Origin of the sequence: Rahnella aquatilis CIP 78.65 = ATCC 33071, assembly GCF_000241955.1 — a bacterium.
Taxonomy (GTDB): domain Bacteria; phylum Pseudomonadota; class Gammaproteobacteria; order Enterobacterales; family Enterobacteriaceae; genus Rahnella; species Rahnella aquatilis.
Genome location: NC_016818.1, coordinates 2,912,452 through 2,927,170, shown reverse-complemented (window position 1 = coordinate 2,927,170; position 14,719 = coordinate 2,912,452). Strand labels below are relative to the sequence as shown.

The 14,719-nt window shown below is 48.8% G+C and carries 19 protein-coding genes and 1 pseudogene; 9 read left to right on the top strand and 11 right to left on the bottom strand.

Annotated elements, in window-relative coordinates; translation table 11 throughout:
• Window positions 1-3: 3 nt before the first annotated feature.
• Window positions 4-393 carry a VOC family protein gene (locus RAHAQ2_RS13230; protein ID WP_015697723.1) on the top strand — a complete coding sequence of 130 codons (390 nt, stop codon included), beginning with the start codon at window positions 4-6 and terminating at the stop codon, window positions 391-393.
• A 270-nt stretch (window positions 394-663) separates the two neighbouring features.
• On the opposite strand, the gene RAHAQ2_RS13225 is transcribed toward RAHAQ2_RS13230, so the two are convergent.
• The 6 genes and pseudogenes from RAHAQ2_RS13225 to RAHAQ2_RS13200 all read right to left on the bottom strand — a co-directional run bounded on the left by RAHAQ2_RS13225 (window position 664) and on the right by RAHAQ2_RS13200 (window position 5,333).
• On the bottom strand, window positions 664-1,101 hold the full coding sequence (locus RAHAQ2_RS13225) for a VOC family protein (protein WP_015697722.1): 438 nt from the start codon (window positions 1,099-1,101) through the stop codon (window positions 664-666).
• Between the two features lie 238 nt (window positions 1,102-1,339).
• Window positions 1,340-1,557: pseudogene (locus RAHAQ2_RS13220) on the bottom strand (DUF7661 family protein).
• The gene (locus tag RAHAQ2_RS13215; RefSeq protein WP_015697720.1) at window positions 1,557-2,087 is read right to left on the bottom strand and encodes a GNAT family N-acetyltransferase; all 531 of its coding nucleotides are present in this window, start codon (window positions 2,085-2,087) and stop codon (window positions 1,557-1,559) included. The pseudogene RAHAQ2_RS13220 and the gene RAHAQ2_RS13215 overlap by 1 nt, the downstream one beginning before the upstream one ends.
• Before the next feature lie 417 nt (window positions 2,088-2,504).
• Window positions 2,505-3,485: an NAD(P)H-quinone oxidoreductase gene (locus RAHAQ2_RS13210; RefSeq protein ID WP_015697719.1), complete on the bottom strand. Its 981-nt coding sequence runs from the start codon at window positions 3,483-3,485 to the stop codon at window positions 2,505-2,507.
• A 40-nt stretch (window positions 3,486-3,525) separates the two neighbouring features.
• Complete coding sequence (locus RAHAQ2_RS13205) at window positions 3,526-3,852, bottom strand: carboxymuconolactone decarboxylase family protein (protein WP_015697718.1); 327 nt, start codon at window positions 3,850-3,852, stop codon at window positions 3,526-3,528.
• 41 nt (window positions 3,853-3,893) lie between these two features.
• Window positions 3,894-5,333 carry an NAD-dependent succinate-semialdehyde dehydrogenase gene (locus tag RAHAQ2_RS13200; RefSeq protein WP_015697717.1) on the bottom strand — a complete coding sequence of 480 codons (1,440 nt, stop codon included), beginning with the start codon at window positions 5,331-5,333 and terminating at the stop codon, window positions 3,894-3,896.
• A 121-nt stretch (window positions 5,334-5,454) separates the two neighbouring features.
• On the opposite strand from RAHAQ2_RS13200, the gene RAHAQ2_RS13195 reads away from it, so the two are divergent.
• Window positions 5,455-6,378: a LysR family transcriptional regulator gene (locus RAHAQ2_RS13195; RefSeq protein WP_015697716.1), complete on the top strand. Its 924-nt coding sequence runs from the start codon at window positions 5,455-5,457 to the stop codon at window positions 6,376-6,378.
• 336 nt (window positions 6,379-6,714) lie between these two features.
• Here the strand turns inward: RAHAQ2_RS13195 and RAHAQ2_RS13190 are convergent, their stop codons facing one another.
• The gene (locus RAHAQ2_RS13190; RefSeq protein WP_148267129.1) at window positions 6,715-7,026 is read right to left on the bottom strand and encodes a barstar family protein; all 312 of its coding nucleotides are present in this window, start codon (window positions 7,024-7,026) and stop codon (window positions 6,715-6,717) included.
• Window positions 7,027-7,273: 247 nt separating this feature from the next.
• Here RAHAQ2_RS13190 and RAHAQ2_RS13185 point away from each other — a divergent pair, with 247 nt between their 5' ends.
• Window positions 7,274-7,711, top strand: coding sequence for a GNAT family N-acetyltransferase (locus RAHAQ2_RS13185; protein ID WP_015697714.1), 438 nt, complete (start codon window positions 7,274-7,276; stop codon window positions 7,709-7,711).
• A 190-nt stretch (window positions 7,712-7,901) separates the two neighbouring features.
• On the top strand, window positions 7,902-8,294 hold the full coding sequence (locus RAHAQ2_RS13180) for a VOC family protein (RefSeq protein ID WP_015697713.1): 393 nt from the start codon (window positions 7,902-7,904) through the stop codon (window positions 8,292-8,294).
• Between the two features lie 159 nt (window positions 8,295-8,453).
• Here RAHAQ2_RS13180 and RAHAQ2_RS13175 read toward each other — a convergent pair whose 3' ends face one another.
• On the bottom strand, window positions 8,454-9,356 hold the full coding sequence (locus RAHAQ2_RS13175; protein WP_015697712.1) for a LysR family transcriptional regulator: 903 nt from the start codon (window positions 9,354-9,356) through the stop codon (window positions 8,454-8,456).
• Between the two features lie 90 nt (window positions 9,357-9,446).
• Between RAHAQ2_RS13175 and RAHAQ2_RS13170 the strand changes: the two genes are divergently transcribed.
• Entirely contained in the window at window positions 9,447-10,463 is a 1,017-nt protein-coding gene (locus tag RAHAQ2_RS13170) for an NADP-dependent oxidoreductase (RefSeq protein ID WP_037039771.1), read from the top strand.
• A 165-nt stretch (window positions 10,464-10,628) separates the two neighbouring features.
• Here the strand turns inward: RAHAQ2_RS13170 and RAHAQ2_RS13165 are convergent, their stop codons facing one another.
• Window positions 10,629-11,249, bottom strand: a complete 621-nt coding sequence (locus RAHAQ2_RS13165) for a class I SAM-dependent methyltransferase (RefSeq protein WP_015697710.1) — start codon at window positions 11,247-11,249, stop codon at window positions 10,629-10,631.
• Between the two features lie 2 nt (window positions 11,250-11,251).
• Window positions 11,252-11,515 (bottom strand): hypothetical protein, encoded by a 264-nt coding sequence (locus tag RAHAQ2_RS13160; RefSeq protein ID WP_015697709.1) that lies wholly within the window; start codon window positions 11,513-11,515, stop codon window positions 11,252-11,254.
• Between the two features lie 48 nt (window positions 11,516-11,563).
• Here RAHAQ2_RS13160 and RAHAQ2_RS25700 point away from each other — a divergent pair, with 48 nt between their 5' ends.
• Window positions 11,564-11,791 (top strand): hypothetical protein, encoded by a 228-nt coding sequence (locus tag RAHAQ2_RS25700; RefSeq protein ID WP_156105440.1) that lies wholly within the window; start codon window positions 11,564-11,566, stop codon window positions 11,789-11,791.
• 96 nt (window positions 11,792-11,887) lie between these two features.
• On the opposite strand, the gene RAHAQ2_RS13150 is transcribed toward RAHAQ2_RS25700, so the two are convergent.
• Window positions 11,888-12,619 (bottom strand): SDR family NAD(P)-dependent oxidoreductase, encoded by a 732-nt coding sequence (locus RAHAQ2_RS13150; RefSeq protein ID WP_015697707.1) that lies wholly within the window; start codon window positions 12,617-12,619, stop codon window positions 11,888-11,890.
• Between the two features lie 99 nt (window positions 12,620-12,718).
• Between RAHAQ2_RS13150 and RAHAQ2_RS13145 the strand changes: the two genes are divergently transcribed.
• From RAHAQ2_RS13145 to RAHAQ2_RS13135, 3 genes are all read left to right on the top strand, one after another.
• Window positions 12,719-13,117 carry a winged helix-turn-helix transcriptional regulator gene (locus RAHAQ2_RS13145; protein ID WP_015697706.1) on the top strand — a complete coding sequence of 133 codons (399 nt, stop codon included), beginning with the start codon at window positions 12,719-12,721 and terminating at the stop codon, window positions 13,115-13,117.
• Between the two features lie 99 nt (window positions 13,118-13,216).
• Entirely contained in the window at window positions 13,217-13,834 is a 618-nt protein-coding gene (locus RAHAQ2_RS13140; RefSeq protein WP_015697705.1) for a dTMP kinase, read from the top strand.
• A 144-nt stretch (window positions 13,835-13,978) separates the two neighbouring features.
• A complete protein-coding gene (locus RAHAQ2_RS13135) occupies window positions 13,979-14,659 on the top strand; it encodes a DUF6933 domain-containing protein (protein ID WP_015697704.1) in 681 nt (226 codons plus the stop codon).
• Window positions 14,660-14,719: the final 60 nt, after the last annotated feature.

The following is a 14,719-nucleotide window of genomic DNA, read 5'->3' as shown; positions in this document are numbered from 1 at the left end:
AGAATGATTGATCACACCGGATTCAGCGTCACCAATCTTGAAGACAGTAAACTGTTTTACAAGCGAGTTCTGGCAAGCCTTGGTCATATTGTCCGGCTTGAAATCCCGGATAAAGCGGTAGGTTTTGGTCCAGCCAAACCTGATGAAGGGGCCGATCCGGGGGGCGCGTTCTGGATCACTCAGGGTAGGCCCTCCACGCCCAGGATGCATATTGCCTTCAGTGCAAAAAACAAAGAGGCAGTGGACGCATTCCACTCTAGCGCCCTTCAGGCTGGTGGAAAAGATAATGGTGCGCCGGGATACCGGCCTCAGTATCACCACGGATATTACGCCGCGTTCATCCTTGATCCTGACGGGTATAATATTGAGGCGGTTTACCACGAGCCACGATAATGACTAACGGTGCGCAAGTGTTTGGATTACCCGCGGCTATGCACCTTTTTATACAATAACATTTCTATTTATGTGTGAATAAAAAGTGTAAGCCAAATGATGCGCTTGATATTACTGCAATTGTATCAGGGAAAGTCTTATATCTTTTACTGTACTTCCGCTCCTCGCGCTAAGATGACTAAGATTCCTTGATGACGGCTTGGTGCCAGAAGCGGACTTTGCAAACATCTCTGTTTTAATTAGAGGATAACAGGTCATGATATGTGGGCCTCATTGACTGCGTTCCATCAATTCAAGCGTCTGACCATCAGGGCTTTGTAAATATATTACTCTGGTTCCCTGCATGGGGCCTGACAATACTGTCTGAGGTTTACCCGGCGTCTTCCAGCCGTAGTCCGATACTTTGCCCAAGAGCGTATCAAGATCCTCTACATTAAAAGCAAGGTGAGCGTAGCCTGGGATATAGGGCGCTGAAGGTTCTTCTGGCTGCTCAATGTTATTGTACTGTAGTAATTCAATTCGAATATCAGCCAGTTCAAGCAAAGCCATTCGTACATCAGCTCCCCTTGCACCTGTTACCTCATCGATTATAGGTCCGGACATTTTTCCTTCACGTAATAATTTACCTCCAAGAATCTGAGTCCAAAAAAATAATGAGTCTTCAATGTTTTTAACTGAAAAACCAACGTGATTAACACTTAAGATCATGCAATTACCTGCTGAGATTTGAAAGTTCATCATCCAACTATATAGAAAGCCTGCTTTATTTCTACAAGATAAATGCGCGACCGTTTTACAAGCCTGCATCTTTTATCGATAAATTGCGAACGTCCGCAGATCGCTCACAGCGGACACCGCCCTGCTTGCCAGTCTGCTTCGTGCCATGAGCGGAAGTTGAAGGACTTATGGTAAAACGGTTGTATTAGGGGGTGAGTCTGACAGATTGCTATTCAACACGTATCACATCAGGATGACGCTCTGTTGCTGCTTCATGGAAAATATCGCCCAGCCAGCCAATGATGTCGTCTTCTGCCATACTGTCCGGAATAGTAATATTGTAAAGCCGGGAAAGTTTTCGCTCTGTCAGGTCTGCGCGAAATATCAGTAGCGATCATCTTCGCGCTTGATCCCAATGTGTCGTCCCAATACGTTGTAAATCAACATTATTGTTTGTGCCATTCGGCATGGGTCAGTGCAAACAGCATGCTGGCTGGAGCATTTTCCACATCATGAATGTCACGTACATACCTTAGTCCGGCATTCGTTAGGACTTTCTGTGACGCCAGGTGATTTGCTCTTACTGTGGCAGATATATCAGGCAGTTTGAGCTCATTAAACCCATAGCTGACCGCATAGTTAGCAAACTCTGTCGCCAGGCCTTTTCCCCATGACTCAGTGGAGAAACGATATCCCAAGTTATTGATAGAAATATCGGCATAACTGCGGATGTTTAGCCCGCCAAAACCGATAATCCTTTCAGGATTATCTTTTAACGAGATAGCCCAGTTTCCGAAACCGTAATCTTCCCAGTGTTTAAGCCATCGAGCCAAGACATCACGAGCATAATCAATATCAGGATACGGTCCTGCAGGATTAAACGTATTTGTGGCAGGGTCGCCATAAATTCTGAAAAGATCATCTCCGTCTGAGTTGATTACAGGGCGAAGATGCAGTCGAGAGGTAGTTATCGGCAAAATGTCTCCTGAGTTTTTGATTCATTCAATGAGTTATCTTGCTGTTTTTATAACCAAAACCCTTCAGATTCACAACAGGGATGTTATGCTTAAAATGATGAAAATATTTAGTAGTCCTCAGTAAACGTCTGCTGTTCGCTCAAAGCGGAGCATTTACGCCCGCATGTCTGCTTCGTGCCAGAAGCGGACATTTCAAATTAGCCCCACCCCAACCACAGACACCTGAACTTAGCTTTGACAAACAATGTAACAGCAATACTCTGATATTACTTTTAACCCATTAGTGATCTTTTTTTATGGCGGCACTTGATTCATTCTCTGACATCGAACAGCCCTGAGGTATTGCGCGGGCTGTTCATGTCGGATAGCGAAGGGATTGCGGCGAAAAGGCAGAAAAAAACTTCTCGTTTGCGTCATTTACATCGTCAACACAATTTTTCCGACGTTGAGGCCGTCTTCCATACGCTGGTGAGCTTTGCTGGCTTCAGCCAGCGGGAACACGCTGTCAATCACCGGGCTCAGCCCATCTTTTCCGAAGCGGGTTAACCAGCACTCTTTAAAGCGGCGGGACATTTCATGTTTCACTTCTTGCGAACGCGATTTCATTACCGTACCGATAATCTGCAGATGGCGGTACAACACCCGATCCAGCGGGATCTTCGCGTTTTCAATGCCCCCCATAATGCCAATCTGCACCAGACGTCCGCCAAAGTTGAGTGCGTTCACGTTCCGTTCAAAATAAGGCGCGCCAATAAAATCGAGAATAAGATCCACCCCCTTGTTATCCGTGATGCTGGCGACAACCTTGGAGAAGTCTTCCGTCACATAATCAATGGCATGATCGGCACCCAGGCGGCGAACGAGATCGTGCGCTGCAGCATTCGCGGTGGTGATTACCGTCGCGCCAGTCGCATGCGCCAGTTGCACGGCGGCGCCTCCCACACCGCCGGCTCCGGCGTGGATCAGTACCGTTTCCGTGGGTTTCAGTTTACCCAGATGGATAAGCGCTTCATGCGCGGTTACAAAGACCTCGGTAATGGCCGCCGCATGGATATAGTCCATACCTTCCGGCACCGGCATAGCCATCCGGTAATCAATGCGGGCCATTTCCGCGTAAGCCCCGCCCCCGACGATACCCATAACACGGTCACCCACATTATAGCCTTTTACATTCTCTCCAACGGCAATAACGTCACCGGCGATTTCCAGCCCCATAATCGTCGAGTCGCCGAAATCAGGGCGGCCATACCCGCCGCGTCGGTGGGTGAGATCGGCCCGGTTGACCCCCGCCGCCCGCGTGCGGATCAGCAGATCATTAGGACGTAACTGTGGGTCTGCGACTTCACTGATGTTAAATACATCAGCCGGGCCGAATTGATCAAAGGTGATTGCTTTCATGATTCTGTTTCCCGAAATAAGAAGATGGATAACCCGTCGTTCAGGCCTGGTCGTCAAACGTGGCATTGGCATAGCCAGACGCGGTAATCGCTGCCGGAAAGCCTGCGTAAAACGCCATGTGCGTAATCAGGGCGGAAATTTCTGTTTTGGTCAGACCGTTTTCAATGCCGCGACGCAAGTGGGCCGGTAGTTCATTGGAGTGATTCAGCGCAATAAGACAGGCGATGGTAATCAGACTACGGTCGCGGGGTGCCAGGTCCGGATCTGTCCAGACATCGGAATACAGCGGTTGCTCAACGAAGTCGGAAAGTTTAGGGGTAAATGCGCGGGCAGCTTCACGCGGGCGAGTAAAATCAACAGGTTTCATGGTCAGTTCCTCTTATATTCTGTCATCAGTGATAGTGTGTTTTAGATTTGGCTGATGAATTTATTCACTAGGTAATGGCTGATACCTTCCCGACCGCCCTCTGAACCATGCCCGCTTTCTTTCATTCCGCCGAAAGGCAGTTCCGTCGCCACCATGCGGTACTGATTAATGCCGATCATCCCGGCTTCAAGGCCATCACCAACATCCAGAACGGTACGGGCGTCTCGCGTAAAAGCGTAAGCTGACAGGGCATACGGCAGACGGTTTGCTTCTGCCAGACCATCCTCAAGCGCGTCGAACGGACGCATCACGGCAATTGGGCCAAAGGGTTCTTCGTGCATGATCCGTGCTTCCATCGGCACATCGGCAAGCACCGTGGGTTCAAAGAAAAAGCCTGGACGGTTGAGTCGTTTCCCACCTGTGAGCACTTTCGCGCCCAGGGCGACAGCATCGGCAATCAACGCTTCCATTTTTTCCAGCTGGCGGATATTCGCCAGCGGCCCCACCTGGGTGTTTTCTGCCATCCCATCGCCGATAACCAGTTGCTCCGTCGCACTCACAAAGCGTTCGACAAACTGTGTGTAAACACTACGCTGAATAAGAAAGCGGGTTGAAGAGATACAGATTTGGCCAGTGCCCCGGAACCGGTTAGCCGCCCCGCCAACCGCCGCCGCTTCAATGTCTGCGTCGGCAAAAACCAGTACCGGTCCATGGCCGCCAAGTTCCAGGGTAATTGGTTTAACACCTGCGGCAGCACGCTCAGACAGCAGTCGACCTACCGGTACAGAACCGGTGAATGCCACTTTGCGAATAACCGGTGAGGCGATAAGAGTGGCGGAAACCTGATCTGGCACGCCAAACACAATTTGCAGTACGCCTTTAGGCAAACCGGCATCATCCAGGCAGCGTGCCAGAGCCAGCGCCGTCGCCGGGCTCTCTTCACCGGGTTTCAGGATTACGCTACAACCAGCGGCCAGTGCCGCTGATAATTTGCGTGCCGGGGTAATGGCCGGGAAATTCCACGGGGTAAAGGCGGCAACCGGGCCGATGGGCTCTCTTTTGACCAGTTGTAGCACACCGGGGCGATTTGACGGTACAACACGTCCATCAATGCGGCGGACTTCCTCTGCAAACCATTCAAAATAGTCGGCTGCCCGCAGCACTTCGTCGCGGCTTTCATACAGGGGTTTACCTTCTTCCAGCGTCATTAGCGAGGCAATATGTTCAGCGCGTTCGCGCATCAGGGCGGCGGCATTTTTCATAATGCGGGCGCGTTCGGCAGGCACGGTATGGCGCCAGACGTCAAAACCAGAACGGGTGGCTGAAAGAGCACGTTCAAGATCGGCGGCGGTCGCCAGCGGCAAGCGGCCGATGGTGACTTCGGTTGCTGGGTTAATCACAGCGACGGTGTCGCGATTGCCCGCTTCAATCCAGTTACCGTCGATGAAAAGATAAAGGGGATCGTATTGATGATTTTGCATGGTCGTTATCCTCAGCGTGTGCGTGTTTATGTAATGTCATTCGGCTGAGGGGATATTAAGTTCAGCGTACATAACTGATAAGATGGCTTCTCCCCACAACAGCTATGCAAGAAATGCACAGATGCAATCAGAGAAATTTGCCGAGTTCCTTGGAGTCTTTGTCGATGTCGCCCGTGAGAGCAGTTTTTCGGGTGCTGGTCGCCGCCGCGGACGCACGCCCTCCTCGATAGGACGCCAGATTGATGCGCTGGAAGCTTACCTGGATACTCCGCTCTTTTTGCGGTCTACACGGCATTTAACCCTGACCGATGCTGGGGAAATACTGCTGATTCGCGCCAGACAGATCCTCGATTCACTGGTGGATACGCAGCAGGAACTGGCGTCAATGAAGGGTGAAGTAACCGGCGTGCTGAGAGTGGCGTGTTATCCCACATTTGGTAAACGCTATGTGCTGCCGGTGATGGCAAAACTTTCTCGCCAGTATCCGGACCTGAGCCTCGATTTGGATCTGACCGAACGGCTGGCAGACCCCGTTGCTGAACGCCTTGATGTTGTCATCCGTATTGGTGATATGGCCGACAGCACGTTGATTGCCAGCAAAATAGCAACGCAAATACGTGTGCTGTGCGCAAGCCCGGCCTACCTGGAAAACGCGGGGATTCCCACCTCGCTGGATGACATCGCCTCACATCGTTTAATCGATAAGCTGCACGGTGCCGATCTGCTTTGCTGGTCGAGTGTGATTGGCCATCCGGCCAGAGAAAACACTAGCCAGCCCATGTTTGGCTGTGATGATTTCGAAGCGATGCGTCAGGCTGCGGTTGAGGGGCTGGGGATCGCGTTCCTGCCGGACTGGGTGGCAGGTGATGACATTAACAGTGGCGCGCTGGTACAACTCTTCCCGGAAATTATCTCGCAACTGCATGTATCTACAGGAATATATGCTCTACGTACGTTACGCAATCCGCCAGCCAGAGTTACGGTATTTCTCGACGCATTGCGTGAATTCATCGGACACCCTGCAAAATGGTCAACACTTCGCTGACAGCTCTGACGATGTAAGCAACATTGCCATTTTTACACTATACGAACGTCCGCTGTTCGCTCGCAGCAGACCTTCAGCGTCACGTGTTTGTCTGCTGTGTGCCCAGGCTGTGTGAAAACCCTGACCAAAAACTGAAGTGCGCAAGTCTACGCAAATCTGGAATTGATCGACTGGTTTAGTAGAGCCGAATTTTACGTATGAGCGCGGTTTTCAGCTCTGTTTTTGGCAGTTTCAGCGGCCAAAAAAGTTTTCACACAGCCTGTGCCAGGAGCGGACTTTATTAAGTCCGCCTTACATTGGCTAAAGGGGAGCAGGCCAATGTCCAGTTGGCATGAGTTATTTCAGTAAATAATCGAACTTCTCTTCCCAATTAAAACTCAGATCTTGCAGTTTTACCCTCTCAAAAACCTCGATGATTTTATCGAAATAATTGCCAAGACCCACCTTGGATAGCTCGGAATTCAACCATATTATTTTTACTGGTCTTTCAATATCAGTGCTAAGGCGATCCCACAATGCATCAAGATTTCTGCCATAGTAAGGTCCAAAGTTTAAAGATAAAGAAATAATAGAATGAAATTCTTTTTCAGATAGGACGCATGCTCCATCCAAATAAAATTCATTAACACTCATTTTCTGTTCACTCACTTTGACGTTCTACCCGTTAATTAACACACAAAAATGCAAGTGATTTCCACCTTAACGGCTTTAACAATTGCGAACTTCCGCTGTTCGCTCACAGCAAACCTTCAGCGTCACGTGTTTGCCTGCTGTGTGCCAGAGCGGAATTTCATGATGATGCAGCTTAAGCGTTAACTATAAACGACAAAACTCTGGAGATTTCATTTGAAATCTGTATTTTTATACAGTTATTTAATTTAAAAGGACATTTGAAATGAATAGCTTTGTCGAGGGGATAAATTTAGAAGTCTGCGCCAATCCAAATGCGGAACAATTACTTCCTATTGAAGAAGGTTTGAACAGTTTCAATGACTTAATGACGGGGATGAGTGATCGTCAGCAATTATCTGTATTGGTAAAATCAAATGAAACTGGTGAAATATTAGGCGGAATGCAAGGACGCTCTTCGTTAGGCCTACTTTTTATAGACCTTTTCTATCTTCCACCGGAGTTGCGGAATATGGGGGTTGGTACAGAAATACTTAACCGCTTCGAAGAGGAAGGAAGAAAAAGGGGATGCACTTCGGCATTCTTATACACAATTAGTTTTCAGGCCCCTGATTTCTATAAAAAGCACGGTTGGGAAGAATTCGGACGTATTGGCTGCAAACCCGAAGGAACAAGCCGTATCTTTATGAAAAAGTCTTTATAAAAGGTCCGCTGCTCGCTCAGAGCCGACGTTTCCAATGTAATGGGCCGGTTTGTGCCAACAGTGGACGTCAACCACTGAATATGTGCGATAAGCATTTAAGATAAATTTCTGGTTATCATGTGCTTTGCGGGTTGTTTATTAAAAATGCTTCAGCGAGTATTTCCGGTAAGAAAAATCAGGTGGTGGCGTTATGAAGATAGCTGAGATCGATCATATACATGTATACGTTGAAGATATTGAGCAGGCAGAACACTGGTATAAAGAGGTCCTTGGCTTCTCACGCGACAGCTCGCTGTACTTCTGGTTTGAACAGGGTGGACCGCTGGTCATAAGCAATAACGGGGCGTCACTTTCCCTTTTCCTTAGAGAATCTCAGCATCCTGGTCATACGATGGCTTTCGGAGTGAGAGCACAATCTTTCATCGAGCTAATACCGATCCTCAAGAACAACGAAATCCCTTTTACCGTCAGCGACCATGAAGTATCGATGTCCGTATACTTTAGCGATCTCAGTAATAACAAAATAGAAGTTACGTCTTACGATTATATTCAAGCAAAGCAGATACTGGAAGGATTTGTGTAACCATGCCTTTATCACAACATACTGATGCTACAGCATTGTTTCAACAGAAAAGCATAATTGTGTACGAACAGGCTTAAAAATATAACGTCCGCTCATCGCTCACAGCGGACAGATTCATCATTCTGGTGACCTGAATATACGCAAGCTGGTTAAAAGAATTTAAAAATGTCCAATCAGATGATCCAGGAATGCCCGAACAGCAGGATTCGAGCGCCGACTTTCATGCCATAGTGCAGAAATATTATGCCGCTCTACGGTAAAATCCGTCAGCAGGGGAACGAGTTTTTCATTCTTTACCCACGAATCAGCCATAAAGCTCGTCGCCATTCCTATCCCAGCACCGGCAACAATTGACGCCAGCACGACCTCGCTTGCATCAACAACGACATTTGATGATGGCAAAATTTCAATCTCTCGCCCCCCAACCTGGAATGGCCAGCGAAAAAGCTGCCCGGTGTTCTGGTAACGAAGATTGACTGTCTTATGCCCCATAAGGTCATTAGGGTGTTTTGGGGGCGCGCATTGTGCCAGATATTCCGGAGAAGCATAACAACCCATCCTATAGGATGAGAGGCGACGCGAAAGGAGATTTGAATCCGCAAGGTCGCCCAGACGGACAGCAATATCAATATTCTCATCAACGAGACTTAACACGCGATCGCTCAACCGTAGATCAATTTTCACATTGGGGTATATCGTGCAGAACTGTGGAATGACAGGGGCAATCATATGCAGACCGATCGGATACGATGCCGAAATTCGTAATGTCCCTGCTGGCTCCGCGCGTTTTCGTTTTGCTAACTGCTCAATGTCCTCAGCAACCTGCAGCAATTGTAAAACGCGCTCGTGAAGCTCGCGGCCTTCCGCAGTCAAAACCAATGAACGCGTGGTCCGTGCAAATAAAGTGACGCCCAGATGATTTTCCAGCCGCTGAATGCTCTTACTGATTGCCGAAGGTGAGACCGTCAGCGAACGGGCAGCGGCAGTATAGCTACCGAGCGCGCCTGCGCGAGCGAATGCAATAAGACCCGTGAGTCTTTCAAAACCTATTTGTTCCTTCATGGCACAATTAAAGCGAAATCCAGCCTGATTATCAATCTCAGAGAGTAGTTATATCATTTGTCACCTGAGTCCTTTATGAGTGAGATTATGATGACTGACGTAATGAAAGCCGTACAACTGCATGCCTTTGGCGGACCAGAGAATCTGTTGTATGAAGACGCGGCACGACCCTTTATGGGAAGCGACGAAGTACTTGTTCAAGTGCATGCAGCCAGCCTTAATCCGCCTGACGGGTATCTGAGGGAAGGTTATCGGGCGCTTCCGCCTCAATGGTGGCCAAACCCAACATTCCCGCTCATTCCGGGAACTGATGTATCCGGAGTTGTTGCAGCGGTCGGTGATAACGTCTCCGGGTTCAGCCCAGGAGATGAGGTCTATTCAATGGTGCGTTTTCCGGAAGGGATAATGAATGGCAGCGGTGCCTATGCAGACTATGTGAGTATTCCCTCATCGGAACTGGCGTTAAAACCTCAGCGGATCACACATATTGAGGCAGCGGGTGCACCGATGTCGCTTCTTACGGCCTGGCAATTCCTTGTTGAACGGGGTCACGACGCACCAAATCCATTCCAGCCATTTCAGCATACAGCGGTTCCATTGGACGGCCGGACAGTGTTGGTAAATGGTGCCGGTGGAGGCGTGGGGCATCTTGCCGTACAGATAGCGAAGTGGAAAGGGGCGCGAGTCATTGCCGTAGCTTCGTCCCGACATGAGAAACTTTTACGCAGCCTGGGTGCGGATGAATTCATCGATTACACCCTTACAGCCGCCGAGACTGTAGTAAACAATGTCGATCTCGTGCTGGATGCTGTGGGGGGGTCAAACATGGAGCGCTTCCTGAGCTGTATAAAAAAGGGCGGAGCACTATTTCTTGTTAATCCTGTGGGTTTTTGCGGCCAGCATGAGGCCAATAAAAAGAACATTACCGTGTCATCCACGCAAGTACGATCAAGTGGTGCGCAACTCGTTGAAGCCGGCAATCTTCTGGAAAAAGGAATTATCAGGGTGGTTATTGATAGCACCTATCCCTTAGCCAGGGCAGCAGATGCGCATAAGCGTGCTGCGTCAGGAAGTATTCAGGGCAAGATTGTGCTCACGAACTTTTGATTCTCACTTCTCCGGGCTGTGATTCATTGAGGTTAGGTGAATCACAGTAAAATAAAGGTAATGTGCTAATAAGCGTGCACATTTAATCAAAGACGGCTGATCTTTATTCTCTCTTTTATCCTGGAACCTTAAATCCTGAAAATGGGGGACGCAGCCCCTTTAACATTAGCGTTTTTTAATCACCGCAAAATAACTTAGCCACTGCTTGCCGGGGACGTTTTCCGCTGCGTCAATGACGGTTTCGGCCTCAAACTCATGCAATGACTCAACGATAAAGCGTTCACGAAAGGTCTCAAAAATCTCATCAGCGTTAACACCTGCATCGATCCCGGTTTCTTTTTTACAGGCCAGAACATAAAGTCGGCCATTATCGCTGAGTAATTTACTCACGATATCCAGGTAAGCCGCTTTTCTCACCTCATCGCCTGAAAAGATATGAAACAGCCCACTGTCAATAATGGTCTGAAACTTCCGATCCCAACTGCCTATAGTAAAAAAGTCTTTAACCATAAAGTCGATGTTAAGACCCGCGGCCTTCGCCTTCGCGGTAGCACGCCCGACAGCCTCTTCGACAAAATCAATCCCGGTAACCTGCTCACCACGCTGAGCAAAATAAGTGGCAAGCGTACCCGTGCCACAGCCAATATCCAAGATTGGCCCACGTATATCAGAGGCGCTTTCGATGAAAGGTTTTTGCGGGCGACCGATATCCCACACGGGCTTAGCATTATCGACATAATGCTCTCTGAACCCTGCATGATGTGCCTTACTGTCGATGAGGGTCATGATTATTTTCCTTCCTTGTAGTCACTGATATAGGCGTTAGCACCTTGTGTTCGTGCAGCATGTTCCTCCGGATTTATCTCCGCCTGGGCTTCATGATCCATACGCTGGTTATACATCTGAATAGCGCCATCTAACGCCCGACGGATAACTGCCCCCAAAGGCACATCGATCCCTAATTCGCCCTCTAAATTTTCCTTCCAGTCTGTGAAAACCTTCAGTTGCTCATCAGTTAATCTTACGGTTACTACATTATTTTTTCTGCTCATGTTTTCCTCAACGTCAACTCGTAATCAATGTATACAATGTATACATTGATGGCAAAAGAAGCAACCCGTGATTTTCTTAGGGATGATCTATTGCCCAAGTTAGAGGCATTAAACATGATGAGGAGATGCCGGCATACATGGATATTGGCGGCCCATAAAAAACCGATGCCCCAACCGAAAATCGCCATCGCAAAATTCGCAACCACGACTTTTTTGCCAAAAAAGTTCGATGTTCTCATCAACTGGCATCCTCAAAAAAATTTTGCTCAATTGTAGTTATTAAAGCCATCGATACTTCGTTGATAACCGAACTATGGGTGTCGTGGGGATCGGGTTTTTGTGGGCAGTTTAGTGCCGGAGGCAACGCGACAACTAAACCTGTGTCAGCCCACCGTCCACACAGATTTCGGCTCCCGCGATATAACTGCTTTCATCACTCGCCAGGAATAGTGCAGCGTTTGCAACTTCTTCAGGTTTGCCCATTCTTGCTAACGGTATTGCGCTGATTATCTCATTACGGAGTTCTTCGGAGGCTGCAAGCATCATCTGTGTATCGACAGGGCCAGGGGCGACCACATTAATCCGAATGCTGCGGGCGGAGAGTTCACGTGTCCATGTGCGGGCAAAAGAACGAAGTGCCGCTTTACTGGCACCGTATACGCCATATCCCGCCGTGCCAATCACATCGGCAACCGACCCTATCAGAATGACGCTCGCTCCCTTTTTCAACAGGGGAAGTGCTGCCTGCATAGCAAAAAGCGGTGAGCGCACATTCAGGCCGAAAATAGAATCAAAATGTGCCGGGGTGACGTCATCAATCGTCGAGTATTCTGCCATTCCGGCGTTAATGACCAGCACATCTATCTGGCCGGACTCTGTCTTGATCAAATCAACGATCCGTGTCAGTTCGTTTATCTGGCTGACATCAGCACGTAGCGGCCTGGCGTTGCCCTTTATAGTGTGTCCGGCGGCTTCTAACTCTTCATCCCGCCGGGAGGTGAACCAGGTTGTCGCACCTTCACTGGCAAATCTCTGACTAATTGCGAGACCAATGCCTTTTGCTCCGCCCAGTATCAGGGCCACTTTGTTGTCTAATATTCTCATCTGTTTACTCCTGTTCGAAGGGAAAAGAGATGATATAATTTTTATACTTAATAACAATTACGCACTTTACGTAAACTAAGTATCCTGGAGTATATCGCTATGACACAAATCGATAGCCGTGACTTAAGAGATGTAGGGAAAACCCGTCCTATTCTTGAGAACATCACGAACAAATGGTCGATTTTAATTCTCACGGTGCTTTGCACTAAACCCTCCCGCTTTAATGAACTCCGCCGCCGATTAGAGGGGATTACTCACAAAGCATTGTCCGATGCGCTTAAGCGTCTCGAACGTAACGGGTTGGTATATCGCAAGGTGCTTCCTACTTCGCCGGTGAGTGTGGAATACAGTCTTACAGCTTTGGCACAGACGCTACAGGAACCGTTTATTGCATTGTACGGATGGGCGCTGGAGCATGGAGCCGAAATGGAGCGGGCCCAGGAGGTGTATGACACTTCTCGAGTGAAAGAGGTTATCTCACCGAACTTTGATAGCTGAGCAGAAACCTGAAGAGTTTAACTGTTCACAAGAAGGAAATAAGATGCTTTTGCCCGATCTGAGCTTTACAAAAACCCTATATCAATCGTCATTTCAGGAATGAGTCGTCCGCTGTTTGTTTCTCTGGATGGGCCTAAGGGCACCGGCAAAACCACACTGCTGGAGGCCATCACGAAAGTACTCAGGGCAGACAACAAGAAGGTGATCCGACTTTGCGAGAAAAAAAGCGATCCCTGCAGGAAGGAAACAATGGCCCTCGTTAACAGGCTCGCCAGAAATCCCAGCCTGGATTTGGAATTAGAGGTTTGTGAGCGCTTTGCTGATAGCCGCGCCTGGATTTCCCGGCACGTGCTGACTAAACAGCCACCGGACAGCATTATCCTGATGGATCGCTGGTATCCGTCGGATGCCGCGTTTCGCCGGAGGGTCCCGTTTGCAGAGATTTTACAGCTTAACCTTGAACGAAGCGTGCGAGTGCCAGACCTGCATGTCGGAGTAGTTACAGCGCCTGAGATTTCATGGGCAAGGGCCGCAGCCCGACCGCGTGGGCTGAGTAGTACGGTGATTCATAAGCTCGAAGATCATGTTGCTTGTACCAGGGCGTTCGAGCGAGAAATGGCAAATTACGGCTGGGTTTTATGCCGTAATGAAGGAACGATCGAAGACGCAACGATGCAAGTGATCTCTGAGATCTACAGCGTGCCCGGATGCCCGTAGGCATCGGTTTTGCGGGCAGAGCTTCCGCCGCATACCGCCCGTAAATACGGCAACTATCACACTAAAGAGGTGTCGGTCAGCGCTTTAACGCACCGTCACTTTCGGGTATGTTTCAACGTAGCGACTGACTAAGGGTACAACGCCATGATGATTATCAACTGCTCCGCCGATGCCGCCGCCCATTTATATGGAAAATACAAAAAGGGTCGCGATGAGGGTTTCTTTGAGTCCACGTCTTCTGTACAGGACACGGTCGCCGAACGGCAGGAGAAGCTAAACGTGCAGGCTCATACTCAGTGGGTCGTGCACGCAGTGAAAATGGGGCGATCTACCAGCCTCATTGCTATGGAGTTCACTACCCGCTGGGTGCACGTTATTCATCAGGTTCGCAAAGGTGATGTAAAGGGATTTATTGAACGTCTCAATAACAGGCTGGTCAACGGTATCCAATGGCTGGGTGGCTATTTTTCGTTATTTACGGTTGAAGATCTGGTCGCGTCGGCCGAACGTTACTTCTCACAGCACCGTGATATTCGTTTTTATCTGCAGACGGACCGTAGCGCGATGACACATATTAATCAGGTCAGTGCGTTCTATCAGGATACTTACTACAGCATTGGTGCTTTTCCGGAAAATGAAGAAACCGCCCTTGAATTTGATTTGCGGCTAAATGATGACTGGCGTTGCCGTAAAGGAGAAGCATTTGATCTCCGTGTCGATGAAAAGATGCTGATCCACTGGATGACGCACTATCTCAGCCAGAAAAGTCAGCAAACAGAACAAATCCTCGCCAGGATAAAAGAGGTCAGAAGGGCATGTTTATGAGCAATATGGATTTACCATTCAATATGGCGCAACTGCTAGTACAGATTCAATACATGTCCC